Source organism: Streptomyces sp. NPDC046985 (assembly GCF_040644415.1).
Taxonomy (GTDB): Bacteria; Actinomycetota; Actinomycetes; order Streptomycetales; family Streptomycetaceae; genus Streptomyces.
In genome coordinates, this window is record NZ_JBEYWK010000020.1 from 1 (window position 1) to 25,879 (window position 25,879).

General features: G+C 73.3%; 22 protein-coding genes and 1 pseudogene. 19 read left to right on the forward strand and 4 right to left on the reverse strand.

Going from position 1 to position 25,879, the window contains the following annotated elements; genetic code table 11:
• Window positions 1-295 precede the first annotated feature (295 nt).
• From ABZ861_RS24180 to ABZ861_RS24195, 4 genes are all read left to right on the forward strand, one after another.
• Window positions 296-1,282 carry a hypothetical protein gene (locus tag ABZ861_RS24180; protein WP_361633567.1) on the forward strand — a complete coding sequence of 329 codons (987 nt, stop codon included), beginning with the start codon at window positions 296-298 and terminating at the stop codon, window positions 1,280-1,282.
• A gap of 102 nt (window positions 1,283-1,384) precedes the next feature.
• Window positions 1,385-3,232, forward strand: coding sequence for an HSP90 family protein (locus ABZ861_RS24185; RefSeq protein ID WP_361633570.1), 1,848 nt, complete (start codon window positions 1,385-1,387; stop codon window positions 3,230-3,232).
• Between the two features lie 2 nt (window positions 3,233-3,234).
• Window positions 3,235-6,168 (forward strand): hypothetical protein, encoded by a 2,934-nt coding sequence (locus tag ABZ861_RS24190; RefSeq protein ID WP_361633573.1) that lies wholly within the window; start codon window positions 3,235-3,237, stop codon window positions 6,166-6,168.
• A gap of 240 nt (window positions 6,169-6,408) precedes the next feature.
• On the forward strand, window positions 6,409-8,109 hold the full coding sequence (locus tag ABZ861_RS24195; RefSeq protein ID WP_361633576.1) for a RecQ family ATP-dependent DNA helicase: 1,701 nt from the start codon (window positions 6,409-6,411) through the stop codon (window positions 8,107-8,109).
• A 91-nt stretch (window positions 8,110-8,200) separates the two neighbouring features.
• Here the strand turns inward: ABZ861_RS24195 and ABZ861_RS24200 are convergent.
• The 3 genes and pseudogenes from ABZ861_RS24200 to ABZ861_RS24210 all read right to left on the reverse strand — a co-directional run.
• Window positions 8,201-8,476 (reverse strand): annotated as a pseudogene (locus tag ABZ861_RS24200) (MOSC domain-containing protein); the annotation flags it as partial.
• Entirely contained in the window at window positions 8,473-8,703 is a 231-nt protein-coding gene (locus ABZ861_RS24205; protein ID WP_361633579.1) for a YqcI/YcgG family protein, read from the reverse strand. The pseudogene ABZ861_RS24200 and the gene ABZ861_RS24205, both read right to left, overlap by 4 nt.
• Window positions 8,700-8,969: an acyl carrier protein gene (locus ABZ861_RS24210; RefSeq protein ID WP_361633936.1), complete on the reverse strand. Its 270-nt coding sequence runs from the start codon at window positions 8,967-8,969 to the stop codon at window positions 8,700-8,702. The genes ABZ861_RS24205 and ABZ861_RS24210 overlap by 4 nt, the downstream gene beginning before the upstream one ends.
• A gap of 379 nt (window positions 8,970-9,348) precedes the next feature.
• Here ABZ861_RS24210 and ABZ861_RS24215 point away from each other — a divergent pair, with 379 nt between their 5' ends.
• The 6 genes from ABZ861_RS24215 (at window position 9,349) to ABZ861_RS24240 (ending at window position 14,304) form a co-directional block, all read left to right on the forward strand.
• Window positions 9,349-10,245, forward strand: a complete 897-nt coding sequence (locus ABZ861_RS24215; RefSeq protein WP_361633582.1) for a TauD/TfdA family dioxygenase — start codon at window positions 9,349-9,351, stop codon at window positions 10,243-10,245.
• A gap of 205 nt (window positions 10,246-10,450) precedes the next feature.
• Window positions 10,451-11,623 (forward strand): cytochrome P450, encoded by a 1,173-nt coding sequence (locus tag ABZ861_RS24220; RefSeq protein ID WP_361633585.1) that lies wholly within the window; start codon window positions 10,451-10,453, stop codon window positions 11,621-11,623.
• A gap of 34 nt (window positions 11,624-11,657) precedes the next feature.
• Window positions 11,658-11,882: a Rid family hydrolase gene (locus tag ABZ861_RS24225; protein WP_361633938.1), complete on the forward strand. Its 225-nt coding sequence runs from the start codon at window positions 11,658-11,660 to the stop codon at window positions 11,880-11,882.
• A 17-nt stretch (window positions 11,883-11,899) separates the two neighbouring features.
• The gene (locus tag ABZ861_RS24230; protein WP_361633588.1) at window positions 11,900-12,910 is read left to right on the forward strand and encodes an alpha/beta hydrolase; all 1,011 of its coding nucleotides are present in this window, start codon (window positions 11,900-11,902) and stop codon (window positions 12,908-12,910) included.
• Window positions 12,911-13,182: 272 nt separating this feature from the next.
• Window positions 13,183-13,410: a hypothetical protein gene (locus ABZ861_RS24235; RefSeq protein WP_361633591.1), complete on the forward strand. Its 228-nt coding sequence runs from the start codon at window positions 13,183-13,185 to the stop codon at window positions 13,408-13,410.
• Window positions 13,411-13,425: 15 nt separating this feature from the next.
• Window positions 13,426-14,304 carry an aminoglycoside phosphotransferase family protein gene (locus tag ABZ861_RS24240; RefSeq protein WP_361633594.1) on the forward strand — a complete coding sequence of 293 codons (879 nt, stop codon included), beginning with the start codon at window positions 13,426-13,428 and terminating at the stop codon, window positions 14,302-14,304.
• 115 nt (window positions 14,305-14,419) lie between these two features.
• Here ABZ861_RS24240 and ABZ861_RS24245 read toward each other — a convergent pair whose 3' ends face one another.
• The gene (locus ABZ861_RS24245; RefSeq protein ID WP_361633597.1) at window positions 14,420-15,670 is read right to left on the reverse strand and encodes an ATP-grasp domain-containing protein; all 1,251 of its coding nucleotides are present in this window, start codon (window positions 15,668-15,670) and stop codon (window positions 14,420-14,422) included.
• Between the two features lie 148 nt (window positions 15,671-15,818).
• On the opposite strand from ABZ861_RS24245, the gene ABZ861_RS24250 reads away from it, so the two are divergent.
• The 9 genes from ABZ861_RS24250 (at window position 15,819) to ABZ861_RS24290 (ending at window position 25,866) form a co-directional block, all read left to right on the forward strand.
• A complete protein-coding gene (locus ABZ861_RS24250; RefSeq protein WP_361633600.1) occupies window positions 15,819-16,628 on the forward strand; it encodes a phytanoyl-CoA dioxygenase family protein in 810 nt (269 codons plus the stop codon).
• Window positions 16,629-16,639: 11 nt separating this feature from the next.
• Window positions 16,640-17,689, forward strand: a complete 1,050-nt coding sequence (locus tag ABZ861_RS24255; protein ID WP_361633603.1) for a polysaccharide deacetylase family protein — start codon at window positions 16,640-16,642, stop codon at window positions 17,687-17,689.
• On the forward strand, window positions 17,686-18,927 hold the full coding sequence (locus ABZ861_RS24260) for an FAD-binding protein (protein WP_361633606.1): 1,242 nt from the start codon (window positions 17,686-17,688) through the stop codon (window positions 18,925-18,927). The genes ABZ861_RS24255 and ABZ861_RS24260 overlap by 4 nt, the downstream gene beginning before the upstream one ends.
• 34 nt (window positions 18,928-18,961) lie before the next feature.
• Window positions 18,962-19,954, forward strand: a complete 993-nt coding sequence (locus tag ABZ861_RS24265; protein WP_361633609.1) for an aldo/keto reductase — start codon at window positions 18,962-18,964, stop codon at window positions 19,952-19,954.
• 52 nt (window positions 19,955-20,006) lie between these two features.
• Window positions 20,007-20,798 (forward strand): SDR family NAD(P)-dependent oxidoreductase, encoded by a 792-nt coding sequence (locus ABZ861_RS24270; RefSeq protein WP_361633612.1) that lies wholly within the window; start codon window positions 20,007-20,009, stop codon window positions 20,796-20,798.
• A 48-nt stretch (window positions 20,799-20,846) separates the two neighbouring features.
• Complete coding sequence (locus ABZ861_RS24275; protein WP_361633615.1) at window positions 20,847-22,073, forward strand: ATP-grasp domain-containing protein; 1,227 nt, start codon at window positions 20,847-20,849, stop codon at window positions 22,071-22,073.
• 100 nt (window positions 22,074-22,173) lie between these two features.
• A complete protein-coding gene (locus ABZ861_RS24280) occupies window positions 22,174-23,397 on the forward strand; it encodes an ATP-grasp domain-containing protein (RefSeq protein WP_361633618.1) in 1,224 nt (407 codons plus the stop codon).
• Window positions 23,394-24,578 (forward strand): ATP-grasp domain-containing protein, encoded by a 1,185-nt coding sequence (locus ABZ861_RS24285; RefSeq protein WP_361633621.1) that lies wholly within the window; start codon window positions 23,394-23,396, stop codon window positions 24,576-24,578. Before ABZ861_RS24280 ends, ABZ861_RS24285 begins: the two co-directional genes overlap by 4 nt.
• Window positions 24,571-25,866 carry an MFS transporter gene (locus ABZ861_RS24290; protein WP_361633624.1) on the forward strand — a complete coding sequence of 432 codons (1,296 nt, stop codon included), beginning with the start codon at window positions 24,571-24,573 and terminating at the stop codon, window positions 25,864-25,866. The genes ABZ861_RS24285 and ABZ861_RS24290 overlap by 8 nt, the downstream gene beginning before the upstream one ends.
• Window positions 25,867-25,879 lie beyond the last annotated feature (13 nt).

Sequence of the window (25,879 nt, forward strand, 5' to 3'; positions counted from 1 at the left end):
ACCGAGACCACCCAAGCCCCCACCACCGAAACCCCCACCCCCACCCCCACCCACACCACCCGCCACCCCGCACCCACCACCTAAACCCCCACCCAGCAACCCCACAGCCCCCGCCCCACCACACGGAGCCGGGCGCGGGCACCCCGCGCAACCCCCGCACCGACCCCGCCGCGGCCGACCCCGCGCTCCCGCCTCAGCCGCCCGCCCCCCGCCCCGCGAAAACCCCGTGGCCAGGCGGGCGATGGCGCCGTCTATGCTGCCCCGGACGATCACCGGCACCAGGGGAGGGTGTGGCATGTTCGGCAGGCTGTTCGGGGGGAGTGGCAAGGGGGCGGCGGTGCTTGATCCGCACGCGATGCCCGTACGGCGCCGCGGCGGCGGGACCTACGAGCTGTCCGCGCTCGGGGACCTGCGGGTGGCCGCGCTGCTGGGGGCGGCCGAAGAGGGCGACTGGGACGCGGTCAAGGCCGCGCTCGTCCCCTTCGACCTCGGCCGCAACCACCAGATCCTGAGCGAACTGTCCGACGTGGCAGGGGTGCAGGACTGGATCGGCCGGGCCGCCGAGGAGGACGCGGAACACCGGGCGACGGCCCTGCTGATCTCCGGGGCACGGCACGTCATCTGGGGCTGGGAGGCGCGCACCGGCGACCGGGCCGTGAACGTCTCGCGGGAACAGTGGCAGGTCTTCTACGAGCGGCTGCGCGTCGCCGAAGAACACCTCCTGGAAGCCGCCGAACTGCGCCCTGAGTGGGTCACCCCGTGGCGCCGTCTCCTCACGTCCGGCCGCGGCATGTCGCTCGGCCCCGACGTCAACAAGGTCCGGCGCGACGCCGCCCTGCGCCGCGACCCGCTGGACCTGGAGACCCACATGGAGTGGGTGTCGTACCTGCAACCCCGGTGGAGCGGCGAGCCCGGCCAGGCCCTGGCGTTCGCGCGCAAGGCGTTCCACAGCGCGCCCGAGGGCCATCGCCTCGGCTGTGTGCTCGCCATGGCGCACATCGAGGACTGGGTAGAGTCCGACGACAAGGGCTGCCTGGACGCGGGGCACATCCAGACCGAACTGCGGGAGGCGGCCGAGCACAGCATCCTCAATCCCGCCTACCAGCGGTTCCCAGGCTGGCAGCAGGACTTCAACGTCTTCGCCATGGCCCTGTCGCTGGCCGGCGAGGACGTCGTGGCGCCGCGTGTCTTTCACGAACTGGACGGCGCTTACACTCCGCGGCCGTGGGACTACATGGCCCAGCCCGAGCAGAGGTACACGCACTACCGGCGCCGCGCCTGAGCCCGCGGGCCAAACCGTTCCCCGCGCCCCGCGCGCCACCAGCCGCTCCTAGCGCACCCACTCCGCCAGTCGTCCTTCGACGACCCCACCCCGGACTTCGCAATGACTCTTCCCGACACCTCCACGCCCCCGGCCGGCGCCGACCGCACCTTCCAGGTGGACCTGCGCGGCCTGGTCGACCTCCTCTCCCACCACCTCTACTCCAGCCCCCGGGTCTACCTGCGTGAACTCATGCAGAACGCGGTGGACGCCCTGACCGCCCGACACGCCCTCGAACCGGCCTCGGCCCAGGCTGACTTCGGCATCCGGCTGTACGCCGACGGCTCGGTCGTGCGCGTCGAGGACGACGGCGTCGGTCTCACCGAGGCCGACGTGCACACCTTCCTCGCCACGATCGGCCGCAGCAGCAAACGCGCCGAACGCATCGCCGAGCAACGCGGCGACTTCATCGGCCAGTTCGGGATCGGCCTGCTCTCCTGCTTCCTGGTCGCGGACGAGATCCACGTCCTGAGCCGTTCCGCCCGCACCCCCGACGCCCCCGTCGTGGAGTGGCGGGGACGCGGCGACGGCAGCTACACCGTCCGCTCCCTGCCCGCCACCGCCCGCCCCCGGCCCGGCACCACCGTGACCCTGACGCCGCGCTCCGACGCGGTCGAGTGGACCGCGCCGGAGCGAGTGCACGCGCTGGCCCGGCACTTCGGCTCCCTGCTGCGGCACCCGGTGACCTTCGCGGACCGCGCCGACGGCGCCGGCGCGCCCGTCAACCCCGAGCCCGCCCCCTGGGCCCGTACGCACCCCACGCCCGGCGCCCGCGCCCGCGCGCTGGCCGCCTACGGCGAGGAGGTCCTCGGGTTCGCCCCGCTGGACACCATCGAGCTGGACCTGCCGGCCGTGGGCCTGAAGGGCATCGCGTGCGTGCTGCCCGAGACGGCGCCGGCAAGCCGCCGCCACGGCCACCGCGTGCACGTCAAGGGCATGCTGCTGTCCGAGCAGGCCGAGGAGATCCTGCCCGACTGGGCGTTCTTCGTGCGCTGCGTCGTCGACGCCGAGAACCTGCGCCCGACGGCGTCCCGCGAGTCCCTGTACGAGGACGACACGCTCGCCGCCGTCCGCGACGCCCTCGCCGACCGGCTGCGCGCCTGGATCGCCCGGACCGCCGCCAGCGACCCGGACCTGCTCGCCCGCTTCCTGCGGGCCCACCACCTGGCCGTGAAGTCGCTCGCGGTGCACGACGACGAGATCCTGCGGATGCTGCTGCCCTGGCTGCCGTTCGAGACCACCGACGGGCACGCCACGCTCGACGAGTTCGCGCGCACCCACCGCACCGTGCTGGTGACGTCGAGCGTGGAGGAGTTCCGGCAGGTCGCGGCGATCGCCTCGGCCGCCGGGCTCGGCGTCGTCAACGGCGGCTACACCTACGACCGCGAACTGGTCCACCGGCTGCCCGAGATCAGGTCCGGGACCGCCGTCGCCGACCTCGACCCGGCCACCCTCACCGCCCACCTCGACTCCGTCGACCGGGAGACGGAGCTGGCCGCCGCGGCCTACCTCGCGCAGGCCCGCGACGCTCTCGCCGCCTTCGACTGCGATGTCGCGCTGCGCACCTTCCAGCCCGCCTCCGCGCCCGCCCTGCTCGTCGACAGCCGCGAGGCCCGGCACGAGCGCACCCGCTCCCGGCTCGCCCGCGAGCAGGAGGGCGGCCTGTGGGGCGACATCCTCGGCGCCCTGCGCCAAGAGGCGCCCCAGGCCCAGTTGATCCTCAACCAGCTCAACCCGCTGGTCCGCACCGCCGTCGCCATCGACGAGCCCGAGCTGGCCCGCACCAGCGCGGAAGCCCTCTACGGGCAGGCCGCGCTGCTGTCCCGGCGCCCGCTGCGGCCCGCCGAGTCGAGCCTCATCAACCGCTCCTTCCTCGACCTTCTCGCCCACGCCCTGCGCAAGGACAGATGACGATGCCGACCGCACCCCAGACCACCGACGAGCTGTACGAGGCGCTCCAGGAGAACGACAAGCGCCCCTACGGGCGCGTCCGCACCGTCAGCGCCGAGGAACTCGTCGACGCGGCCGAGCAGTTCCACGAGCCCCTGCCGCTCGTCCACGCGCTCCTCGAACTCCAGGAGGCGTACACCTACGGCTCCGAACCGCGGAAGTCGCCGGTCGTCTTCGCCCGTCTGCTCACCCTGTACGACGAGCAGCCCGACGTCTTCGACGAGCGCCTGCACCGCACGCTGCTCTGGCGGTTCAAGTGGGTGGCGACCGCCCTGCGCGCGCTGCCCGAGATCCCGCTCGCCGCCCTGCGTCAGTGGCTGACGGAGATGCGCGACCGGTACGAGAAGGCCGGCCTGGGCCTTCAGCCCTACTACGGACAGGCGTACCAGCTCGCCGCCCACACGGGTGAGGACGCGGCCCCCGCCTTCGAGCTGTGGGCCGGCCGTGCCCGCACCCCGCTCAGCGACTGCGAGGCGTGCGAGATCTGCGAGCGCGCCCTGTACCACCTCACGGCGGGCCATGACGAGCGGGCGCTGAACGCCTGGGAGCCGGTCCTCGCGGGGAAGGAGTCCTGCCAGGAGGAGCCGGCCCGCTCCGTCTCGTACGCGCTGCTTCCCCTGCTGCGCACCGGTCGCGCCGACCGGGCCCGTGAACTGCACCTCGCCGGCTACCGCCGCTGCCGCCGCAACCCCTCGATGTCCCGCGAAGTCGGCCGGCACCTGGAGTTCTGCGCCCTGACCGGCAACGAGGCCCGCGGTCTGGAGCTGCTGGCGGAGAACCGGAGCCTGTTCGGCGAGGTGGACTCGCCGGCCGACCTGCTCGACTTCCTCACCGGTGTGGAGGTCCTCCTCCAGCGCGTGGAATCGCTCGGCCACGGCGGGCTGCCCGCCGCCGGATACGCGGGCCGCACCTGGACGGTGGCCGGCCTGCGCGCCGAGGTGCGAGGCCGCGCCGACGACCTGGCCGCCCGCTTCGACGCCCGCAACACGACCGCCGCCCACACCGACCGCCGTCGGGCCCGCCTCGAGCGCGCCCCGCTCCTGGACGCGCTGGAACTGACCCTGCGCACCCGCGGCCTCGACGACGTCACCCCGGCTGCCCCGGCCGTCGCGCCTGCCGCCCGCACGGCCTCCGCCGTCCCCGACGACCTCCGCGAACTCATCAGGGAGGCACGGGAACTGGACGACGAGGGGCACCCGGACGCGGCTGCCCGCTGGGCACGGCTGCGCACGCTGCTCGCCGCCCCCGGCTACACCCACCCCGACGATCCCGCCGTCGGTCCCCTCGCCCGGCTGCGCGCGGACCTGCTGGCCGACGAGGCGAGCCAGGCGGGCGAGAGGGACGAGTCCGCCGTCGCCGCCGCTCTCCAGGAGGAGGCGGCGGACCTGTACGACGAGGCCGGAGAGCCGGGGCGGGCGGCGGTCTGCCGCGCCGCCGCCGTCCTCGCCACCGCCGAGATCGCGGCGCCGGGCGACGGCGCGGCCGAGGCGACGGCAGCCGCGCTGAGCGCCGCCCACGCCACCGCGGTCCGCCTGCGGGAGGAGACGCCCGGCCTCACGCCGCACCAGGAGGCCCGCCTGCTGCGGCTGCGCGCGACCGCGTTCGGCCTGCGGCTCCAGGTGACGAGGGACGAGGAGCACGTCGCGCCGGTCCTGGCCGAGGCGGACCTGCTGCACGCGTTCGCCGTCCGGCACGACATCGCCGGCCAGGTCTCCGGCGCGCTGCTGCTGCGGACCAGCGCCCACGCCCTCTCCGGTGACCTGCCCGCCGCGCTCACCGAGATCGACGGCCTCCTCGACCGGTTGAGGGCGGACGGTCCCGCCTGGCACCTGCCCCGTACCCTCCGCCTGCGCGGCCGCATCCAGCTCGGCCTCGGCGACGCGCAGGGCGCCCACGCAGACCTGACCGAGGGGGTGCGCCTGGCCGCCGACTGGCCGGCGGTCGCATCCGGCGCCGCCCGCCTCCACGCCGACCTCGCCGAGGCGTGCATGCGTCTCGGCCACCCCGACGAGGCACTGCGGCGCCTGACCCGCTCGGCCGAGCTGGACCTGCGCCACGGCAGCCGGACGCAGGCGTTCTGCGCCTACAACGACGCGGCGCGGCTCAGCCTCGACCTGGGCCGCGTCGAGGACTGCATCGCGCTGCTCGACTCCCTGCTGGCCGAACCGGCCGTCGCCGCCGGAGAACTGGACGACCGGCTCGCCGCCCAGTTGCGCCTGACCCGCGCCGACGCCCTGCACCAGGGAGGCGACCTCAAGGCCGCCACGGCCGAGTTGGCCGTCCTCGCGGCCGAGTCCGCCGACTGGGACGACGATCCCGGAAGCCACGCCGTGATCGCCGCGAGGACCGCCGTCCTTCTCGGTGAGTCCGGCGACTTCGGCCGGGCCAGCGACGTCGCGGACCAGGCGCTCGCCGCGCACGCCCGCGCCCCGCGCTACGAGCAGCTCAGCGGCTGCCTGCGGGAACTCGCGCGCCTGCGGTCCCAGAGCCAGGGCGCCGAGGGCCTGCCCGACGCCCTCGCCCACCTCGCCGCGGCAGGCCGGATCGCCGACGAGGCCCGCACCGCCGGTCACCAGGCACGCGGCCGTTCCCTGGACACCGCCCTGGCCTACGAGTACGGCCGGGTCAACGCCTACGCCGGGGCGTACGACGACGCACTGGCCGCGCTGGACAAGACCCTCGTGCTGCTCGGTGAGCCGGGAGCGGAGGACGACCACGCCGGCGAGTGGGCCGAGTGCGTCCGCCTCGCGGGTGTCGTCGAGGGCGTCTACCAGGAGCGCCCGGCCGAAGCCCTCGCCCGGCTCGACGCGGCGGTCTCCCTGCTGACCGCGCACGGTCGCACCGACGAGGCCGAGCCGCTGACCTCGCTTGCGTCCCGGCTGCGGGACGAGGAGTGAAGCGCGGCTCTGGCGCGCGACCGGGTCCTGCTCGCTGGCCGCACTCAACCTTTCGACATCGAGCCGCAGGGAGGCCGCACTTCGAGCCGTAAGGAGGCCGCACAGCCGGGCCAGGGCTCCGTTCCCCTTCCCAATCTGCGACTTCCGGGAGCGCTAGACCCTCATCGAGGGGGTATCGGTTGGTCACTCGGGCGCCGACTCCAGTGGTCTGCCCAGGGCGGGAAACACAAGGTGATCACGATGACTACTGCGTCGGCGCGGCGTCTGCGGAAGAGCGCGCGTGATGTCTTCGGCTGGGAGCGACTGCGGCCGGAGCAGTTGGTGGCGATGGAGGCGGTGATGGAGCGGCGCGACACCCTGGTGGTGATGCCGACCGGATCCGGGAAGTCGGCCGTCTACCAGGTACCGGGCCTGCTGCTGCCGGGACCGACCGTCGTAGTGTCGCCGCTCATCGCTTTGCAGCGGGATCAGGTCCAAGGGCTGCTGCGCCGGGAGGGCGCGGAAGCGGCCGCGGTGAACTCGACCCAGAGCGGCAGCGAGAACGCGGCGGTCTGGGACCGGATCAGCGAGGGTGACGTCGACTTTCTCTTCCTGGCGCCCGAACAACTGGCCAAGGACGAGGTGATCGAGCAGCTCGCGGCCGCCGAGCCGGCCTTGTTCGTGGTCGACGAGGCCCAGTGCGTGTCCTCCTGGGGTCACGACTTCCGTCCGGAGTACCTGCGGCTCGGGCAGGTCATCGACCGGCTCGGCCGGCCCCCCGTGCTCGCTCTGACGGCGAGTGCCGCCGCGCCGGTGCGGGCGGACATCGTCGCGCAGCTCGGCATGCGGGACGTGCGCGAGGTCGTCACCGGCTTCGACCGCCCCAACATCCACCTGGAAGTGATCCCCTTCCGGGACGCGGCGGTCAAGAAGCGCGCCGTGATCGAGCGCGCCGCGGCGGAGGTCAAGCCAGGCCTCGTGTACGCGGCCACCCGCCGAGAGGCCGAGGAGTACGCCGAGGAGCTGAGCCAGCTCGGTCTGGACGTGGCTGCCTACCACGCGGGGCTGCCCGCGCGGGAGCGGGGCAGTGTGCACGACCGCTTCATGGCGGGCGAACTGGACGTCGTCGTGGCGACGTCCGCCTTCGGCATGGGCATCGACAAGCCGGACGTCCGCTTCGTGCTGCACGCCTCCGTCCCCGGCTCCCTGGACGCCTACTACCAGGAGATCGGCCGCGCCGGCCGCGACGGCGAGGACTCCCGCGCGATCCTGGCCTACCGCGCTCAGGATCTCGGCATGCAGCGCTTCTTCGCCGCGGGCCGCCCTGACCCGGACACCGTGACTCAGGTCGCGAGCACCCTGGAAGAACACGACGGGCCCGTCGCGCCCACCGAGCTGCGGGAAGAGACCCACCTGACGGCCAGCCGCCTGACGGCCGTCGTCAACCTCCTGGAGCAGGTCGACGCCGTCCGCACCACCGACGACGGCGACCTGGAACCCACCGGCGCCACGAGTGCGGCCCGTGCGGCACAGCAGGCGATCGAACTGGGCGACGCCCACCAGCAACTCGAGCGTTCCCGCGTCGACATGATGCGAGGCTACGCCGAGACCACCGGGTGTCGGCGCCGGTTCCTGCTGGGCTACTTCGGCCAAGTCGACGACCGCGAGGCGTGCGGCGCCTGCGACCGGTGCGCGGCGGCCGAACTGGTCCAGGAAGGAGCAGAGGGCGGCCCCACCGTCCTGGCCGGCACCGGCGGTCGGCTCCCCAGGCCCGCGTCTCCCCCGGCCGGCGAGAACCAGCATCCCTTCGCGCCCGGCACCCACGTCCGGCACGAACACTGGGGGCAAGGCTCGGTCATGAGCGAGGAGGAGGAACGCCTGACCGTGCTGTTCGACACCGTCGGCTACCGCACCCTCTCTCTCAATGTCGTCACCAAGAACAACCTGCTCACCGAGTGCTGAACGTCCCGGCTCCCGGGCCGCCTAGCCGGTGGCGCGGGTGGCGTATTTAGCGGCGTACTGCTGGGCGATCTCCCGTTGTTCGCGTTCCATCGAGGGGGCGGTCCAGCTCCTGCTGCCAGTCGTCCAGGTCTTCCCGGGCGAAGGCGTACACGGCGCGGTCGGCGCCGCCGTGGGAGCGCAGGTCGCACATCGCGTCACCGCGCACTCCGCTGCCCCCGACGCCGGGCGACCCTGCCGGGGCCACCCGGACCGGTCCGTCCACCGGGTGTTCGTCGATCCCCGTCGCGCCGCCGGGGGCGTCCGTGTACGGCACCGCGCGGGCCCGGCCGGCGTTGACGCTGAGGACGCGGGCGTGCGGGTCGTTCACGCGTCGGGCTCCGGCAGTGCGAGCGGGCCCTCGAAGACGGCGACCACGGTCGCGAAGTTCTGCTCAGGGTTGAGGTCGTTGGCGACGAACTCCGTGAGAGCGGCGTGAAGTTCGGCCGTCGCGCTGTCGGTGCCCATGACTCCCACGTGTACCTGGCGCAGGCTCTGGCGGCGCAGTGCGGACTTGGCGCCCAGGCAGGAGAACTCGTTGACCGCGCGCTTCTTCAAGGCCGCACGATGCGGGAGGCCGCGGTCCGTGCGTCCTGCGCCGTCAGGAGGTCCGACGGGCGCAGGCGCAGGCCGTGTTCGCGCAGTGTCCCGCTGATCCGCAGCGCGCCGAGCGAGTCCCCGCCGTGCGCCAGGAAATCCTCGTCGGGGCCGAAGTCCGGCGCGCGGAGCTGGGTTCGCAGCAGTGTGAGGAGCAGGGTGAGTTCGGCGGACGCGTCTGCCGCGGTGGACGCCCGCCTCGGTGAGCGCGGCCGCGACGCGGGCAGCCCAGGCGTCGAGGTCCCCGTACGCGATGCCGCTCGCGCCGCAGCTCACGGCGGTGCGGGCGGGGGCGGTCCGGGCGAATCCCGCGACGAGCCGGTGTACCGGCGGCCGCGGGCCGACAGGCGGGGGCTCGCCTTCTCCGGCAGGGCGGAGCGCGTCGGCCGGGGACCCGGGAGGGGCGGACGGAGTCGGCGTGGCCATCGGGAGTCCTCCACTGTTCGTCGAGACGGCTCAGAGCCGGTCCGCGTCTTCGGAAGCATCACGCCCGGCAACATTGCCAGGAGAGTCACACTTATGACAATCTCTTGCCAAGATTGGAAAGTCAGTCCGGTGCACCGGAGCGTTCGGTGAACCGGGATCCCCAGGGGAAAGGCAAGAGCCATGACGGAAACCCTGCACGCGCAGACCGGTGTGACGGTCACTCCGCTGACCGGGAACATCGGCGCCGTGATCGGCGGCGTGGACGCGGGCGACGCGCTGAGCGACGAGACGATCGCCTCGGTCCGCGCGGCCCTGCTCCAGCACAAGGTGGTGTTCCTGCGCGACCAGGACCTGGACTACGCCGCGCAGACCGCCTTCGCCTCGCGCTTCGGCAAGCTGACGCTCGGTCACCCGATCTACGACGCCCCCGAAGGCCGCCCGAATCTTCGGGAGATGGACTCGAAGCAGGGCACGCGCGCCAACCACTGGCACACCGACCTCACGTTCATCGAGCGCCCGCCGGCCTTCGCGTTCCTGCACAGCAAGGTGATCCCGCCGGTGGGCGGCGACACCGTGTGGGCCAACGCCGCGACCGCGTACGCCAGCATGCCGGCGGAGCTGCGCGACTTCGCCGACCGGCTGCGGATCGTGCACAGCAACGACTGCGACTTCACCGACGACACCGTGATCGAGCGCGGGGCCTACATCTCGACCCCGTACGAGGCGGAGCACCCCGCGGTCCGGGTCCACCCCGAGACGGGCGAACGCTCGCTGCTGCTCGGCGGGTTCGCCCGCCGGGTGGTGGGATACGCCCCGCAGGCCTCCCGCGACCTGATCCGGGTCATGCAGGAGTACCTGACCAAGCCGGAGCACACCGTGCGCTGGCAGTGGCGGGTCGGCGACATCGCCGTCTGGGACAACCAGTCGACGGCGCACTACGCCATCTACGACTACGGAAACCAGTACCGCCGCGGCGAGCGCGTCACCGTCGTGGCCCCCACCCCGGTCGGCGTGGACGGCCGCCCCAGCACGGCCCTGCGCGGCGACACCTCCTCCTACAGCACGGGCCGGGACTGAGCGACGGCGCCGCTCGGCCGCAGCGACCACGGCCTCGGACAGGGCGGAGACACGGGTACGCAGGCGCCGAGCCGCGGCGAGCGGACGACGGCGGGCCGCTCGCCCACACCGTCTTCCGGTCCGGCGCCGCCGCGGAGAGCTCCGCGCGGGAGGTCTCCCAGCGCTTCGCGAAGCGCGTACACACCCTCTTCCCAGGAGTCACGCCATGACGACGACCGCCGTATCGCCCGCCGTGCTGACCGACCCCCAACTGCACGCGAGCGGTGATCCGCACGCCGTGTGGCGGTGGATGCGCGCGCACTCCCCGGTGCACCGCCACGAGGCGGCGGAACTGCCCGCGTTCTTCTCGCTGACCCGTCACGAGGACATCCGGTCGGTGTACCAGGACGCCGCCGGCTTCAGCTCGGCGCGCGGCGTGCTGCTGCGCTCCGGCGACGACCCGGGCGGCGGGATGACGCTCGCCCTGACCGACGCCCCGCGGCACAAGCGTCTGCGCGGCCTGATGGCGGACTGGTTCAACACCCGTTCCGTGCGGGGCCTGGAGGGTTACATCCGGGCAGCGACGCGCAGCGTCCTCGGGCGGGCCGTGGAGCTGGGCGCCTGTGATTTCGCGGACGACGTGGCGGGGCGGCTGTCGCTGTCAGTGATCTGCCACATCCTGGGCATCCCCGAGCGGGACCACGACGACCTGTACCGGTGGACGAACGAGGCGTTCGAGGCCCATACGTCGCTGGTCTCGCACCCCCTGCTCGTGGAGTACTTCATGGAGCTGCTCTACCAGCGGATGGAGGAGCCGACCGACGACCTGGTGAGCGCCCTCGTCAACGGCACGGTGGACGGCGAGCTGCTGACCGAGGCGGAGGCGGTCTTCAACTGCGAGAACCTCATCGGGGCCACCGAGAACGGCCGGCTGGCCCTGATCGGGGGCATGCAGGCCTTCCTGGAGCACCCGGACCAGTGGCGGCGACTGGCCGCCGACCGGCGCCTGACGGCCGGCGCGATCGAGGAGATCCTGCGCTGGACCTCCAGCGCGACGCACAGCATGCGGGTCGCCACTCGCTCCGCGGAGATCCGGGGCACGCGGATCGAGGCCGGTGACCGCGTCGTCCTGTGGCTGCCCTCGGCCAACCGCGACGAGGACGTGTTCACCGATCCGTGTCTCTTCGACATCACCCGCAGCCCGAACCGGCACATCGCCCTGGCCGCCGGGGAGCACTTCTGCATCGGCAGCACGCTGGCCAGGGCCGAGATGCGCGTCCTGTTCACGGAACTGCTCGACACCGTGGGCCGGATCGAGCAGAACGGCCCCGTACGGCGGCTGCGGTCCATCGAGGTGAGCGGCCCCGAGACGCTGCCGGTGCGCCTCATCCCGAAGTGACGGCCGCCGGAGCCATGGCGCCCCTCCCCCACATCTGACGGAGCGCTGCCTCGCCGCCGCCGGGGCCGCGTTCGACGACGTCCTCCAGCTCACCCGCTTCGTCACCGACATCGCGTTCGTCCCCCGAATCCTGGCCGCACGCGGGGAATTCACCGACACCGAGCGGCCGCCGACGAGCGCGGTGGTCCAGATCGCGGCGCTCTGCCGCCCCGATCCGCTGCTGAAGGTGGACGCCTTCGTCCTGCTGCCCGTCGAGTAGATCGGACCACGCACACCATGACTGCCACCGCCTCCACCTCCGCGCGGCACGCCGGGCAGCAGGCTCCGCCGCCGCCCTTCGACGCCGAGCTGGCCGGGCCGATCGGCCGGATCCTCGGCGGACTCCCGATGCCCCTGACCCCCGACCTGATCCCTGACCGGCGCCGCCGCTCCGCCTCGGGACGGCTGAGCGACGAGCTGATACGCCGCGGCGGGGCGTTCGAGATTGAGGAGCGCACGGCGCACGGCCCGGCCGGCGCCCCCGCGATCACCCTGCTCGTCTGCCGGCCGGCGTCGGCCCCTGGGCCTGTGCCGGTCGTGTACCACACGCACGGCGGCGGCATGGTGGCCGGCAGCCACCGCAGCACCGAACTGGTCGGGGAGTTGGACCGGGCGCAGGAGCTGGGGGCGGCCGTGGTCTCCGTCGCGTACCGGCTGGCCCCCGAGCAGCCCGACCCCGCGCCCGTGGAGGACTGCTACGCCGGGCTGTGCTGGCTGGCGGAGCACGCCGACGACCTCGGTCTCGACCCGGACCGCGTCTTCCTCAGCGGCAACAGCGCCGGCGGGGCCCTCGCCGCGGGCCTCGCACTGCTGGCGCGGGACCGCGGCGGACCGCGCCCGGTCGGCCAGGTCCTTCAGTTCCCGATGCTCGACGACCGGTGCGACACCTTCTCCTCCGGGCAGATGGCGCGCGTGGGGCTGTGGGACGGGGAGTCCAACCGGGCGGGGTGGACGGCCCTGCTGGGCGAGCGGCGGGGCGCGCCGGGCGTCTCCTGCTACGCGGCCCCGGGCCGGGCCGAGGACCTGTCCGGGCTCCCGCCCGCCTTCATCGAGGTCGGCTCCGTGGAGGCGCTGCGCGACGAGGGGATCGCGTATGCGTCCCGCATCTGGCAGACCGGCGGCGAGGCCGAACTCCATGTGTGGTCGGGGGCGTTTCACAGCTTCGACGAGTGGGTTCCGGACGCGGTGGTCTCCAGGGCCGCGCATCAGGCGCGCGTGGCGTGGATGCGACGGGTGCTCGCCGGTTGAGGTTTCCGCCGCTGCCGGTCAGCGCCCGCTGAGCGCCCCCCGAACCCGTAGGCGGACTGCGTGCCGAGCGCGTGCCCGGCGGAATCCACGGGCCGCTCCCCCGTCCTGCCGACTCCCGGAGGACAGCTTGGCAATATCTGGCAAGTTACCTTGCCAGCAGGACTCGGAGGATCTAGGTTGAACGAGGCCGAGCCGCCTGAAGCAGATCTCGTGCCGGTACCTCCCCCATATCGCGATCCCGCGCCGTGGGATCCTCTGTTTGGAGTCCGTCCATGTCCAGAAGCGTCCTCGTCACCTCCGCCGCAGCGCTGCTCTCCGTCGCCGCGGCCGCCACCGTCGCCACCGGCGCCGCGCCCGGCGTCGACTGGCCCGCCGCGTCCTCGGTCCGGGCCGTCAGCGCCGGGCAGGGCGGCGGGGGCGACACCATCGACTGGCCGGCGCCCCCTCCCGCCCCAACGAGCGCCCCTGGCGGCGAGACCGGCGTCGGCGGCGGGCTCTGACGACCCATGGCCACCATGCACGCTGACGAAGCGCAGACCGACGCGGACCTCGTCCGGGCGCTGCTGCGCGGACAGTTTCCCCAGTGGGCCGATCTGCCGGTGCGGCGCCTGGAGTCCGGGGGCACCGTCAACGCGATCTACCGGCTCGGCGCCGACCTGACCGTCCGGCTGCCGCTCACCGCGGGCGGCGCCGACACCCTTGAGCAGGAGGCCCATTGGCTGCCGCGGATCGCGCCCCTGGTGCCCGTTCCCGTCCCGGAGGTCGTCGGGCTGGGAGAAGCCGCCGAGGGCTATCCGTGGGGATGGGCCGTCCACCGTTGGGTCGACGGCGAAGTGCTGGTCGAGGGGCAGGCGGAGGCGCCCGAGCGGCTAGCCCGCGACCTCGCGGGGTTCGTCACCGCCCTGCGCGGTGCGGAACTGGGGGCCGGGCCCCCGGCGCACCGAGGCGAACCGCTGGCCGCCGCCGACGAGGAGACCCGGAACGCGATCGAGGAACTGCGGCACACGGACGAGCCGTTCGACGCCGAAGCGGCCTTCGCCGCCTGGGAGGAGGCGCTCGCCGCCCCCGGATGGTCCGGGAAGCCGCGGTGGATCCACTCCGACCTCATGCCGAGCAACCTGCTGGGCGACGGCGGCCGGCTGGCCGCGGTGATCGACTTCGGGACCGCGGGTCTCGGCGATCCCGCCGTCGACCTGATCCCGGCGTGGAACCTGCTGCCCCCCGCCGCGCGGCAGGTCTTCCGCGAGGCCGTGGACACCGACGACGCCTCCTGGGCCCGCGGCCGCGGGTGGGCGCTGTCCATGGCCGTCGTCCAACTGCCTTACTACCGCGAGACGAACCCGGTCATCTCGGCGAACGCCCGCTATGTGATCCGTCAGGTTCTCGTGAGCTGATGCGACGTCAGCTCATAAATTGATGCAGCGTCAACTCATCTGCTGAGGCCCGCGTCAGAGGGAGGGGGCGGGGCGCATATCGCGCCCCGCCCCCTCCCTTTCGCGTGTCCGGCGGCTACACGAGCCGGAACACCTCCTTGGACAGCGCCAGGACCCGGGCCTGGTCGTGGGCCAGGGCCGCCGCGTCGGCATGGGCCATGTGCACGGTGAGCGGGCTGGACGGCAGGTCGACGGTGGGCCGGAGCCGGTCGCCGGGGCCGGGCTTCACGGTGACCGCCCGTACGGACTCGACCTCGTGGATCCGCGCCAGGGCCGACGCGTCCACGGACTCCACGACGCCGGCGAGGTCGGTGGCCACGTGGTACACGAACGCCTCCCGGAGCCGGCGGTAGGCGCGGCCCGCGAACTCCTCGGCGAACTCCTCCGGGCGCAGCCAGGCCAGTGCGCTCGCCCGAGCCTGGTCGGCGCCGCAGCACGCGGCGTCGAAGTCCGGGTGCATCGCCCCGTTCATGCGGGCGCCGATCTCGACGAGCGCGGGTCCCTCGGGCGTCATCATCACCTCGGCGTGCGCGGCGCCGAACTCGATGCCGAGGGCGTCCAGCACGTCGTGCGCGCAGGCGGTCAGCTCGGCGACCACCGGGTCGTCCGGCGGGACGAGCACGTCGCGGTGGGAGACGTTGTGGGCGCCGCTGCGCCGCTTGTCGTAGCGCCAGACCCCGGCGTCGTAGCGCTCTCCCCGGCAGGAGACGGTGTCCACGATGTACTCCGTGCCCGCGAGGTAGGACTGCGCCAGCACTTCGGTGTTGGTCTCGCCGTACATGGTGACGGCGCCGAGGACGGCCCGCGCGGCGGCGCGCGCCTGGTCCGGGTCGGTGCAGATGGACACGCCCTGGGCGCCGGAGGCGGCCAGCGGCTTGACCACGACCGGCCGGCCGTCCTGTTCCCGGGCCCAGGCGGCGACGGCGTCGGCGTCGTCGGACCTGAACTGGCGGGCGCAGCGCACGCCGGCCTTCCGTACGGCCTCGATCATGAGGTACTTGTCGCGGCGCGCCGCCGACAGCGCGGAGCCGTTGGTCGGCAGGCCGAGCATCTCGGACATGCGGTCGGCGAGCGGTACGCCGGGCTCCTGCCCGGCCACCACGAGCGCGGGGCGCAGTCCGGCGAGCCGCCGGGCGGTCTCGACGGGGTCGGCGGCGACGAGGGCCGCCGCGTAGGCGCTCAGGTCGGGCGCCTTCAGGGACTTCAACGGCTCGGGCGTGCTGGACAGGTGCACGACTTCGGCGCCGAGTCCGGCGAAGGCCGCCCGGAGGTGTCTGCCCGTCCCGTACGCGTCGACGAGGACGACCAAGGGGTGTTCGGCTCGCATGCTGCCTCCGTGGCATCCAGTTGCCTCATTGGGCAATGTTAGTTGCCAAGATTATTGACCAGTGAGGCAACTTCTGTCACTCTTTTTGGACAGAGCCCTTCGATCGAGCCGCAAGCCAGTTCCTCAGTGAAGAACGGAGCTCTCACCCATGTCCGTGCAGACGCTGCACACTTCCACTGGGCCGCCCGCACTCGACGACGCGCAGACGGCCCAGTTCGAACGGTCCGGTTTCCTCGTCTTGCCAGGCTTCCTCCCGAACGACCTGGTGACCCGGGTCAAACAGGAGGTCGACACCTGGGTCGACACCGGGCTGCGGGCCCGGTCCATCGCCGCTGTACTCGACCACGCCGCCCACGGGGCGCCGGACGTCCTGGAGTTCGACCTCCCCGGCCACGGCGAACTCCTGACCCATCGGCCGCTGCTGGACGTGGTCGGGCGACTGCTCGGCCCGGGGTTCGGCTTCCACCACATGCACAGCGACCGGCACGCCCCCGACCTCCCCGGCAAGGGGTGGCACCACGACTACGAGCAGCGCTCCACGTCGCGGCGGACCCACACGATGGTCCACGCGCTGCACTACCTCGACGGCATCGACCCGGACATGGCCGGGCTGGCCGTCCTGCCCGGATCGCACCGCGAGGTGGCGGACAAGACGGCGCGCGCCCACCTGGGCACCGACGTGCTGCCCCGCGAGGTCTACCTGGGGAAGCTGCCGGCCGGATCGACCGTGCTGCTGCACTCCGCCCTGTTCCACGCCCGGCGGGCGAAGCCTCAGTTCCCGGGCCGCCCGCGCTACTTCGTCGACGCCTCCTACTGCGAGGCGGGGGCGCTGTGGCCGCCGGTCAAGCCGTACTGGCGGGAGATGCTGCGGCGGGCGCGCCGGCTCGGGCTGGGCGGCGCGGACTGGCCGGACCTCTTCGCCGAGCACCACTTCAGCGAATACACCCGGCCCGAATGAGGGAGGACCAGATGCTGCACGCGGGAATCTCCTGGCACGCGGGCGGGTACCGCCTCGCGGTGGTCGGCCCCGACGGCCGCCGCGTCCCCGTGCCCGGCGACTACGCCTCGCACCGCGCGGACGAGCTGATCACGCGACTGCGCGGGCTCGGCGACCGGCTCGGGATCGTCGTGGAGAGCACCAACGGCACCCTGGACGGCCGCCTGATGGCGGCCGGCCTGCGCGTGCACCGCGCCGATCCGTGGCTGCTGCCGGACCGGCCGCTGCTGGGCTCGGTCCCGGCGGAGGAACTGGCCCTCGCGAGCCTGCGCGGCGGACGGGGCCTGGTGCGGCTGGAGCCCCACCGGGGCACCCAGACCGGCCGTGAGGAGGAACTGGCCGCCCAGATCGCCTCGTCCGCCGACGCGGACCGCGAACTGATCCGGGCGGGCCGCCTCTTCAGCCACGGGGATCGCGGGCGCCGCGAGGTCGCGCTCACCTTCGACGACGGACCGCTGCCGCCCTACACCGGGCAGATCCTCGACGTCCTGGAGCGCTACGGCGTCCCGGCCACGTTCTTCTGCGTCGGGATCCACGCGGGCGGGTTCTCCGAGGAGCTGACCCGGATGCGCGAGCAGGGCCACGCCATCGGCAACCACACCTGGTCGCACCCGTTCCTGCCCGAGCTGACGCGGCCCCAACTGGCCGAGCAGATCAGCCGTACCGCGGAGGCCGTCGCCGACGCCAGCGGCGGCGAGACGACCCGGCTGTTCAGGCCCCCGTACGGAGCGCGGACACCGCAGGTGGTGGACTGGCTCACGGACCTCGACGCCACCACCGTGCTGTGGGACGTCGCGCCGGACGACTGGGCTCTGCGACAGGCCGACGCCATCGCGCGCGACGTGCTGGCCGAGGTCCGGCCCGGCTCCGTGATCCTCCTCCACGACGGCGGCGGCGACCGCTCGCCCACCGTGGCCTCCCTCCCGCCCCTCATCGAGGGCCTGCTGGAACGCGGCTACGCGTTCGTGCGGGCGGACGACATGATCGAGCGGACCCGGACGGGACTGGTGGCGGCGTCATGAGGAACTGGGCGGGCAACATCGACTTCGGCGCGGCCCCGGTCGCGCGGCCTGGCTCCGTCGACGAGCTGCGGCGTGTCGTCGCGGGCAGCGAACGGGTCCGCGCGCTCGGCGCCGGCCACTCCTTCAGCGGAGTCCTGGCGACGGCGGGCACGTTCGTGCGGCTCGACGGGCTGCCCCCGGGCGTCGACGTCGACGCGGAGGCGGGCACCGCCACGGTGACCGCCGGCATGCGCTACGCCGACGTGGCCGCGGCACTGCACCCGGCGGGCCACGCGCTGGCGAACCTGGCGTCCCTGCCGGACCTCTCCGTCGCCGGAGCGACCGCCACCGGCACCCACGGGTCCGGTGACGCCCAACGGAGCCTGGCGGCCGCCGTGGTGGGGCTGGAACTGGTCGGTCCCGAGGGCGACCTGATCGAGCTGCGCCGCGACGTGGACCGGGACGCCTTCGCCGGATCGGTGGTCTCCCTCGGAGCGCTGGGCGTCGCCGCTCGCGTGACCCTGGAGATCGAGCCGGCGTTCGAGGTGGCCCAGTCGGTGCGGACGGCGGCGCCGCTCGAGGAGATACGGGACCGCTTCGACGAGGTCTCGGGCGCCGCGTACAGCGTCAGCGTGTTCACCACGTGGCGGGACGACGCGTCCGTGTGGCTCAAGCGCCGCACGGACCGCCCCGTGACCGAGCTGGACCTCGGAACCCCCGCGCCGGGCCCGCTGCATCCGGTGCCCGGGGCCGACCCGGCCTCGTGCACGGCCCAGCTAGGCGCGCCGGGCCCATGGCATCTGCGGCTGCCGCACTTCCGTCCCGGCGCCACCCCGGACACCGGCGACGAACTCCAGTCGGAGTACTTCCTGCCGCGGGACGCCGCCGCGGCCGCGTTCGACGCGCTGCGCGGGATCGGCGCTCTGCTGGAGCCGGTTCTGCACGTGGCCGAGGTCCGGACCGTGCGCGGCGACGACCTGTGGCTGAGCCCGGCGTACGCACGCGACTCGGTGGCGTTCCACTTCACCTGGGTCAAGGACACCGCTCGCGTGCTGCCGGCGGTCGGCGCCGTGGAGGAGCTTCTGGCACCGCTGGGCGCGCGGCCCCACTGGGCGAAGCTCACGACCATGACCGGGGCCGACATCCGGTCCTGCTACCGCCGCGCGTCCGATTTCGCGGAGCTGCTGGCGAAGTCCGACCCCGGGGGCAAGTTCGCCAACGAACTCGTCGACGGGCTGTTCTCTCCCGTGTCCCGATGACCCCCTCGTCCCAGCGACCGCGGAAGGCACGCACGTGGAAAAGCGACTACTTGCCAAAGCCGAGCGGAAGGTCTCCGTCGTCGGTCTCGGCGCCTGGCAGTTCGGCGACGGATGGGCCCACGTGCGCGAGCACGACGTCCGGGCCATCCTCGACGAAGCCGCCTTGGCGGGCGTCGACTTCGTCGACACCGCCGACGTCTACGGCGACGGCCGCAGCGAGCGGCTGATCGGGCGGTTCCTGCGCGAGTTCCGGGCCTCGCACGACGAGCGGCCCACCGTGGCGACCAAGCTGGGGCGCCGCGGCGCCCAGGAGCTGGGGACGTTCACCCTCGACGCCTTCCGCGCCTGGACCGACCGCTCCCGGGAGAACCTGGGGATGGACACGCTCGACCTCGTACAGCTCCACACCCCGCCGGACGCCGTGTTCGCGTCCGACGCGGTCTTCGACGCCCTGGACGCCCTGGTCGACGAGGGCCGGGTCAAGGCGTACGGCGTCAGCGTCGAGACCTGCGCCCAGGCGATGACCGCCCTCGCGCGGCCGAACGTCGCGTCGGTGCAGATCATCCTGAACGTGTTCCGGCGCAAGCCGCTGGAGCAGGTGCTGCCCGCGGCCCGCGCCGCGGGCGTGGGCGTCATCGCCCGGGTGCCGCTGGCCTCCGGCCTGCTGTCGGGGAAGTTCCGCCGCGACACGGTCTTCGCCGCGAGCGACCACCGCGCCTACAACCGGCACGGCGAGCGGTTCGACGTCGGCGAGACCTTCTCCGGCGTCGACTACGAGAGCGGTCTGGCGGCCGCCGACGAGTTCGCCGCACTGGCGCCCGCGGGCGTCACGCCCGCGCAGTTGGCCCTGCGCTGGGTCACCCAGCAGGACGGCGTCACCACGGTCATCCCGGGCGCCACCTCGGTGGCGCAGGCCCGCTGCAACGCCGCGGTCGGGTCCATGGAGCCGCTGTCCGAGGAGACCGGCGAACTGCTGCGCGAGCTGTACGACCGCCGGATCCGCGCCCAGGTGCACCACCGCTGGTGACCGCGGGCCCCGAACCGCCCTCCCCTTCCCAGGAGTTCACAGGAGCCGCAGGATGAAGATCGCCGGAGAGACCGTCCTCCTCACCGGTGCGACCGGAGGCATAGGCCGGGCGCTCGCCGCCCGGCTCGCCGAGGCGGGCGCCGACCTGATCGTCACCGGCCGCGACGGCGAGGCGCTGCGCGCGCTCGCCGACCGGTTCGGCGCCCGGTGGACGGCCGCCGACCTCGCCGACCCCTGCGACGTGGAACGCCTGGCGAAGGAATGCGCCGGCGCCGGGGTCCTGGTGGCGAACGCCGCCCTGCCCGCCAGCGGCGACCTGCTGGAGTACACGCCCGAGCAGGTCGACCGCGCCTTGGCGGTGAACCTGCGCTCGGCGGTCGTGCTGGCCCGGCTGCTGGCGCCCGCGATGGCCGAGGCGGGCCGAGGGCATCTCGCGTTCGTGGGGTCGATGTCGGGGAAGGCCGCCACCCCCAGCGCGTCGCTCTACACGGCGTCGAAGTTCGCACTGCGCGGCTTCGCCCACGCCCTGCGCCTCGACCTGCGCCCGGCCGGCGTCGGGGTGTCGCTCATCCAGCCCGGCTTCGTCGCACAAGCGGGCATGTTCGCCCGGACCGGGGCCCCGCTGCCGCGCGGCGCGCGGGCGGTCACACCGGACCAGGTGGCGTCGGCGGTGCTCCAGGCCATCGCACACGACCGCGGCGAGATCAACGTGGCGCCGCTCAAGCTGCGGCTGCGCTGCGCCCTGTCGGTGCAGTTCCCCTCCGTCGCGGCCTGGCTCCAGCGGCAGGGCGCTTCAGACGACAGCGGCCGGCGCGTCGTCGACGCGCAACGGGCCTCCCGGTGAGGCGCCGGGTGAACGCACGACCCCCACGACCTCATGAGGAGTGAGCACATGTTGGAAAGCGTCCTCGTCATCGGCTCGGGCTACCCGCACTTCCGGGAGTACGCGCTGCGCGGACTGGCGGAGCACCACCGCGTCGTCCTCATCGGACAGCGACCGCTGGACTGGCAGCTTCCGTACGCGGCCGAGTACCGGGAAGCCGACCTCCAGAACGAGGCGGCGGTCTTCGCCGCCGCCGACGAACTGGCCGCGGGCAACCGCATCGTCGGTGTCCTCACCTGGGAGGAGATGCTGATCGCGCGGGCCGCCGCGGTCGGCGCCCGGCTGGGCGTGCCGACCATGCCGCTCGACGCGGCGCGGGCCTGCCGGGACAAGGCGGAGCAGCGCAAGCGCTTCCAGGAGGCGGGCGTGCCGTCGGCCCGGTTCCACCTCGCGGGCTCCGTCGGGGAGGCGGTCGAGGCCGCCGGCGCCATCGGCTACCCCGTGGTGGTCAAGCCCCGCGGCCGGGCCGCGAGCGTCGCGGTCCAGATCGTCCGCTCCGAGGCCGAGTTGCGCGCGGCGTTCGACTTCGCCCGCAGCTCGGAGAACGCGGCCATCGAGGACGGCCTCGTGCTCATCGAGGAGTTCCTGGTCGGCCCGGAGATCAGCGTGGACTGCTGGGTGCTGGACGGCAGGGTCGAGCCGTACGCGATCGCGCTGAAGCGCACCGGCTACGCGCCGTTCTTCGAGGAGGTGGCGCACGTCGTCGGCACGGTCCTCGACCCCGAGACCGAGGCCGCGGTCCGCGAGGTGGTGATCGGCTCCCACCGGGCGCTGGGCATCGACCGTACGGTCACTCACACCGAGTTGATGCTCACCGCCGACGGACCCAAGGTGGTCGAGGTCAACGGCCGCCTCGGCGGTGAGCTGATCCCGCGCCTGGCCGAGATCGCGATCCCGGGCCTGTCCGTCGGGGCGCTCCTCGGCGCGGTCGCCACCGGCCGCGAGCCCGACCCGATCCCTCGGCCGGAGCACATGGTCGGCATCCGCTTCCTCTACCCCGCCGAGGACCTGGTGTTCGAGGACATCGAGGTCCCGGCCGCGCTCGCCGACGAGCCGTGGGTGCGCGAGGTGCGGCGGGTCAGTGAGCCGGGCACCGAACTGCGGCTGCCACCGCGGCAGTTCCTGGGCCGCGCCGGATACGTCATCGCCACCGGCTGCGGCATCGAGGAGATCGACGCGCGGCTGCTGAAGCTCGCCGACGGCGCGGCCGTCCTCGGCGAGCCGCTGCCCCTCTGAGCCCTCTCCCCCGCTGAGCGCCCTCCCGCTTCCCACTCAGCCCCTTTCCCGCTTCACCCCTTTCACATTCCCCGCCATCCGTACAGATGGAGACACACCCATGAAGAAGGCCCTGATCTTCGGCGAGTACAAGATCGCCAGGTTTCTGCCGGTCCTGCGCGACCGCGGCTACACGGACTTCGTCGTGTACTCGGCCGTCGCGTTCGACGCGGCCAGCGAGTTCGACGCGGCCGGCGTCGAGGTCAAGCCGCTGAGCCTGGACTGGGACGCGGACGACGTGCTCCGCGTGCTGGACGCCGAGCGGCCCGACGTGGCCATCGCCAACCCGTACGCCCACGGCCAGGAGCAGTTGCCCATCGTCTACGGCCGGGCGGCCGCCCGCTGGGACGGCCGGTTCGTCGCCCACTCCGCCGAGTTCGCCGAGGTGGCCTGCGACAAGGTCAAGCTGCACGAGACCGGCGTCGAGCGCGGCTGGCCGGTCCCGGCGGGAGCGGTCTGCGCGGACGTCTCCGAGGTCGCCGGCGCCGCCCGGGAGCTGGGCTTCCCGCTGGTGATCAAGGAGGCCCAAGCCCAGGCGGGCGACGGCCGGTTCTTCGCGGCCTCGTCCGAGGAACTCGACGCGGTGCTCGCAGCGGGCCTCGCGTTCCCCGCGATCGTGCAGGCGTTCGAGGTCGGTGAGGAGACCGGGATCGAGCTGATCAGCGCGGGCGGCGAGCTGATGCGCTGGCCGGTCGTCTCCATGGGCCCGCTGGACGCGGGGCTCGACCCCTCGAAGCGGGCGCGGGTCACCCCGTACGCGCTCCCGGAGCGTGCCGCGGAGCGTCTTGAGGCGTTTCTGAACGACGTCCAGGACAACTTCGCCCCGTACGGCCCGTGGCAGATCGACTTCGCGGTCGTCGGGGACGACATCGTCGTCCTGGAGATCAACCCGCGTCTGGGCGGCCTGTCCGACCTGGGCGCCACCGGCAGCGGCGCCGACCCGCACGCGGTGTTCACCGCCGCCGCGCTCGGCGAGCCGCTGCCGCAGGCGCGGACGCGCGCGGTGGCGATCGAGCTGCCGTCCGTCGAGATCCCGGGCGTGGAGGTGCCCGCGCACCCCGAGGGCGCCGAGGTCATGCGAGTGACCGCGCGCAAGCCCACCAACCGCTGCTTCGTCAACACCGACCGCATGCAGTTGGTCACCGCCGTCGGCGACCTGGACGCGGCCAAGCGCTGGGTGAAGGATCTCGACGCCGCGGGCCTGCTGCGCTGCTCGGTCGAGTCCGCGTTCCGCCAGTTGGAGCAGGGCTTCGGCGTGTTTGGCGGGAAGGCGGAAGCGCTGTGAAGGTGCTGATCGCCGGACTCGGCGACAACAAGGAGTTCGGACTCAAGTCGCTGCGCGACGCGGGGCACTTCGTCGGGATCATCGACCTGCCGCACCGCGTCCCCGCCAACCTGTGCGACTGGTGGCGTGCGGGCGACCGCTTCTCCGTCGACTCGATGCTAGAAGCGGCGAACTCGGCCGGGTTCGCGTGGGACGCGGTCCTGTGCTGGGAGGAGCTGTCCACCGACATCGCCCGTGAGGTCGCGCGCAAGCTCGGCGTGCCGGCGCCGCGGATGCCCGCCGGCCACTTCCGCGACAAGGGCGTCATGCACGGCCGGCTGCGGGCGCAGGGCGTGCCCTCCCCGCAGCTCGGCGTGGCCCGCACGCTGGAGGAGTGCGTGTCCCTGGCCGACGGCCGCTTCCCGGTCGTCGTCAAGCCGACGGACTACGGCGGCAGCGGCGGGGTCCAGGTCGTCGACGATCCCCGTGACCTCGCCGACGCCTTCCGGGCCGCCGCCGCGCTGGCGGCCAGCGGCCGGGTCGCGGTGGACCGCTATGTGACCGGCACGGAGTACAGCGTCGAAGCGGTGACGTGGGCGCCCGGTGACTCCCAGATCCTCGCGATCACCGACAAGTACCTGACCAGGCCGCCGTATTGCATCGAGGTCGGCCACGTCTCCCCGGCGGCGGTCTCGGACGCGGAGCGCGCGCTGCTGTCGGAGGCGACGGTCCGCGCGCTCGACGCGCTCGGCATGGAGGCGGGCGTCTCGCACGCGGAGTTCCGCATGACCGAGACGGGCCCGGTCCTGATGGAGATCGCGGGGCGCCCGGCGGGCGGCCAGATCCCGCGGCTCGTCGAGCTGGCCACCGGCTGGAACCTGAACACCGCGGAACTCGCGGCGGTGGCAGGGACGCGGATCACGCAGGGGACTCCGGCCGCCGAGTCCTCGGCTGTCCGCTTCTTCGTCGGAGACGGCCGCACGCCGTTCCGCCATCCCGTGACGTGGGAGACGGCGAGCCTGCCGCCGCTGGCAGGCGCGCTGCGGGAACTGCGCTACTTCGCGGGCGAGGGGACGGTGGCGCGGGCGCCGCGCGGCCCGGAGGACCGGCTCGGGTACGCGATCTTCGCCGGTACCCGGGAGGAGACCGCGGCGGCGCTGGCCGCTCTCGACGACGGCACGGAGGAGTACCGCGGTGACTAGCACTCAGATCCGAGCGACGAGCGCGCCTACCGGGCCCGGCCGGACCGGCCGGAGCCTGTGGCACAACCACGACTTCCTGAAGCTCTGGTCGGGCGAGAGCGTCGCCGCGCTCGGCTCCCAGGTGACCCAGCTAGCCCTCCCCCTGCTGGTGCTGGGCGCCCTGGGAGGCAGCCCGGCACAGGTCGGCCTCGTCACGGCGATGCAGTTCCTGCCCGCGCTGTGCGTGACCCCGTTCGCCGGACTGGTCATCGACGTGTTCGACCGCCGGCTGATCATCCTGGTGGCCAACCTGGTACGGGCCGCGGCCCTGGCCGTGGTGCCGGTGCTCTACCTGACCGACAGCCTCAGCGTCCCGGCGCTGTGCGCGATCGCGTTCGTCGTCGGCTCGGGCACCGCGGTGTTCGACGTCGGCTACCTGGCGTACCTCCCCGCGCTCGTGCCGCAGCGGCACCTCGTGGACGCCAACAGCAAGCTTCAGGGCTCGTACGCCGTCGCCCAGATCGGCGGCTCCGGCGTGGGCGGCCTGCTGATCAAGATGCTGGGCGCGTGGTGCGCGATCCTGGCCAACGTCGTGGCCTACCTGGCGGCGTTCGTCGCGATGTTCCTGATCCGGCACCGGGAGCCGGCGCGCGACCCGGAGGCGGCCGCCAGGCCGCGCCTGGCGGACGTCGTCACCGGCTTCGGGCTGCTGTGGCGCAACCGGATCCTGCGCATGCTGAGCCTGCGGGCAGGCTGGTTCAACATGTGCGAACAGGCGATCCTCACGCTGTTCCTGGTCTACGCGGTCAAGGAACTGCACATGGACGCGGGCGGGGTCGGTCTCGTCCTCGCGTCCGGCAGCGTCGCCTCGCTCGCCGGGGCGACGGTGGCCAGGCGGGCCGGCAACCGGTTCGGGTTCCCCAGGATCCTGATCCTGGCCAGCAGCGCCTCGTCCATCGCGCCGATGCTCCTGCTGCCGACCGGTACGACCGCCGGCTGGAACTTCGCGCTGGCGACGCTGACGTTCGCCGTCTACGGGTTCGGGCTGACCGTCTACAACGTCCACGTCGTGGCGTTCCGGCAGACGGTGATCCCGTCGGACGTGCTGGGCCGCGCGACCGCCGCGTACCGGATGCTCACGTACGGGCCGTTCCCGCTCGGCGCGTTCCTCGGGGGCGTGCTGGGCGAGCGGCTGGGGCTGTGGAACTCCCTGCTGGTCTTCGCGGTGGCGTCGTTCGCGGGCTGGGTGCTGTTCGTCGTGGCCTGTACGAGGCTGCCGGAGACGGAGATGCGGCCGGCGTCGTCCTGAAGGAGAGGTCTCG

Bases quoted from the DNA above. Each gene is read 5' to 3' on its own strand.
- ABZ861_RS24180 (WP_361633567.1), top strand. From the start codon at position 296: ATGTTCGGCAGGCTGTTCGGGGGGAGTGGCAAGGGGGCGGCGGTGCTT.
- ABZ861_RS24185 (WP_361633570.1), top strand. From the start codon at position 1,385: ATGACTCTTCCCGACACCTCCACGCCCCCGGCCGGCGCCGACCGCACC.
- ABZ861_RS24190 (WP_361633573.1), top strand. From the start codon at position 3,235: ATGCCGACCGCACCCCAGACCACCGACGAGCTGTACGAGGCGCTCCAG.
- ABZ861_RS24195 (WP_361633576.1), top strand. From the start codon at position 6,409: ATGACTACTGCGTCGGCGCGGCGTCTGCGGAAGAGCGCGCGTGATGTC.
- ABZ861_RS24215 (WP_361633582.1), top strand. From the start codon at position 9,349: ATGACGGAAACCCTGCACGCGCAGACCGGTGTGACGGTCACTCCGCTG.
- ABZ861_RS24220 (WP_361633585.1), top strand. From the start codon at position 10,451: ATGACGACGACCGCCGTATCGCCCGCCGTGCTGACCGACCCCCAACTG.
- ABZ861_RS24230 (WP_361633588.1), top strand. From the start codon at position 11,900: ATGACTGCCACCGCCTCCACCTCCGCGCGGCACGCCGGGCAGCAGGCT.
- ABZ861_RS24235 (WP_361633591.1), top strand. From the start codon at position 13,183: ATGTCCAGAAGCGTCCTCGTCACCTCCGCCGCAGCGCTGCTCTCCGTC.
- ABZ861_RS24240 (WP_361633594.1), top strand. From the start codon at position 13,426: ATGCACGCTGACGAAGCGCAGACCGACGCGGACCTCGTCCGGGCGCTG.
- ABZ861_RS24245 (WP_361633597.1), bottom strand. From the start codon at position 15,670: ATGCGAGCCGAACACCCCTTGGTCGTCCTCGTCGACGCGTACGGGACG.
- ABZ861_RS24250 (WP_361633600.1), top strand. From the start codon at position 15,819: ATGTCCGTGCAGACGCTGCACACTTCCACTGGGCCGCCCGCACTCGAC.
- ABZ861_RS24255 (WP_361633603.1), top strand. From the start codon at position 16,640: ATGCTGCACGCGGGAATCTCCTGGCACGCGGGCGGGTACCGCCTCGCG.
- ABZ861_RS24260 (WP_361633606.1), top strand. From the start codon at position 17,686: ATGAGGAACTGGGCGGGCAACATCGACTTCGGCGCGGCCCCGGTCGCG.
- ABZ861_RS24270 (WP_361633612.1), top strand. From the start codon at position 20,007: ATGAAGATCGCCGGAGAGACCGTCCTCCTCACCGGTGCGACCGGAGGC.
- ABZ861_RS24275 (WP_361633615.1), top strand. From the start codon at position 20,847: ATGTTGGAAAGCGTCCTCGTCATCGGCTCGGGCTACCCGCACTTCCGG.
- ABZ861_RS24280 (WP_361633618.1), top strand. From the start codon at position 22,174: ATGAAGAAGGCCCTGATCTTCGGCGAGTACAAGATCGCCAGGTTTCTG.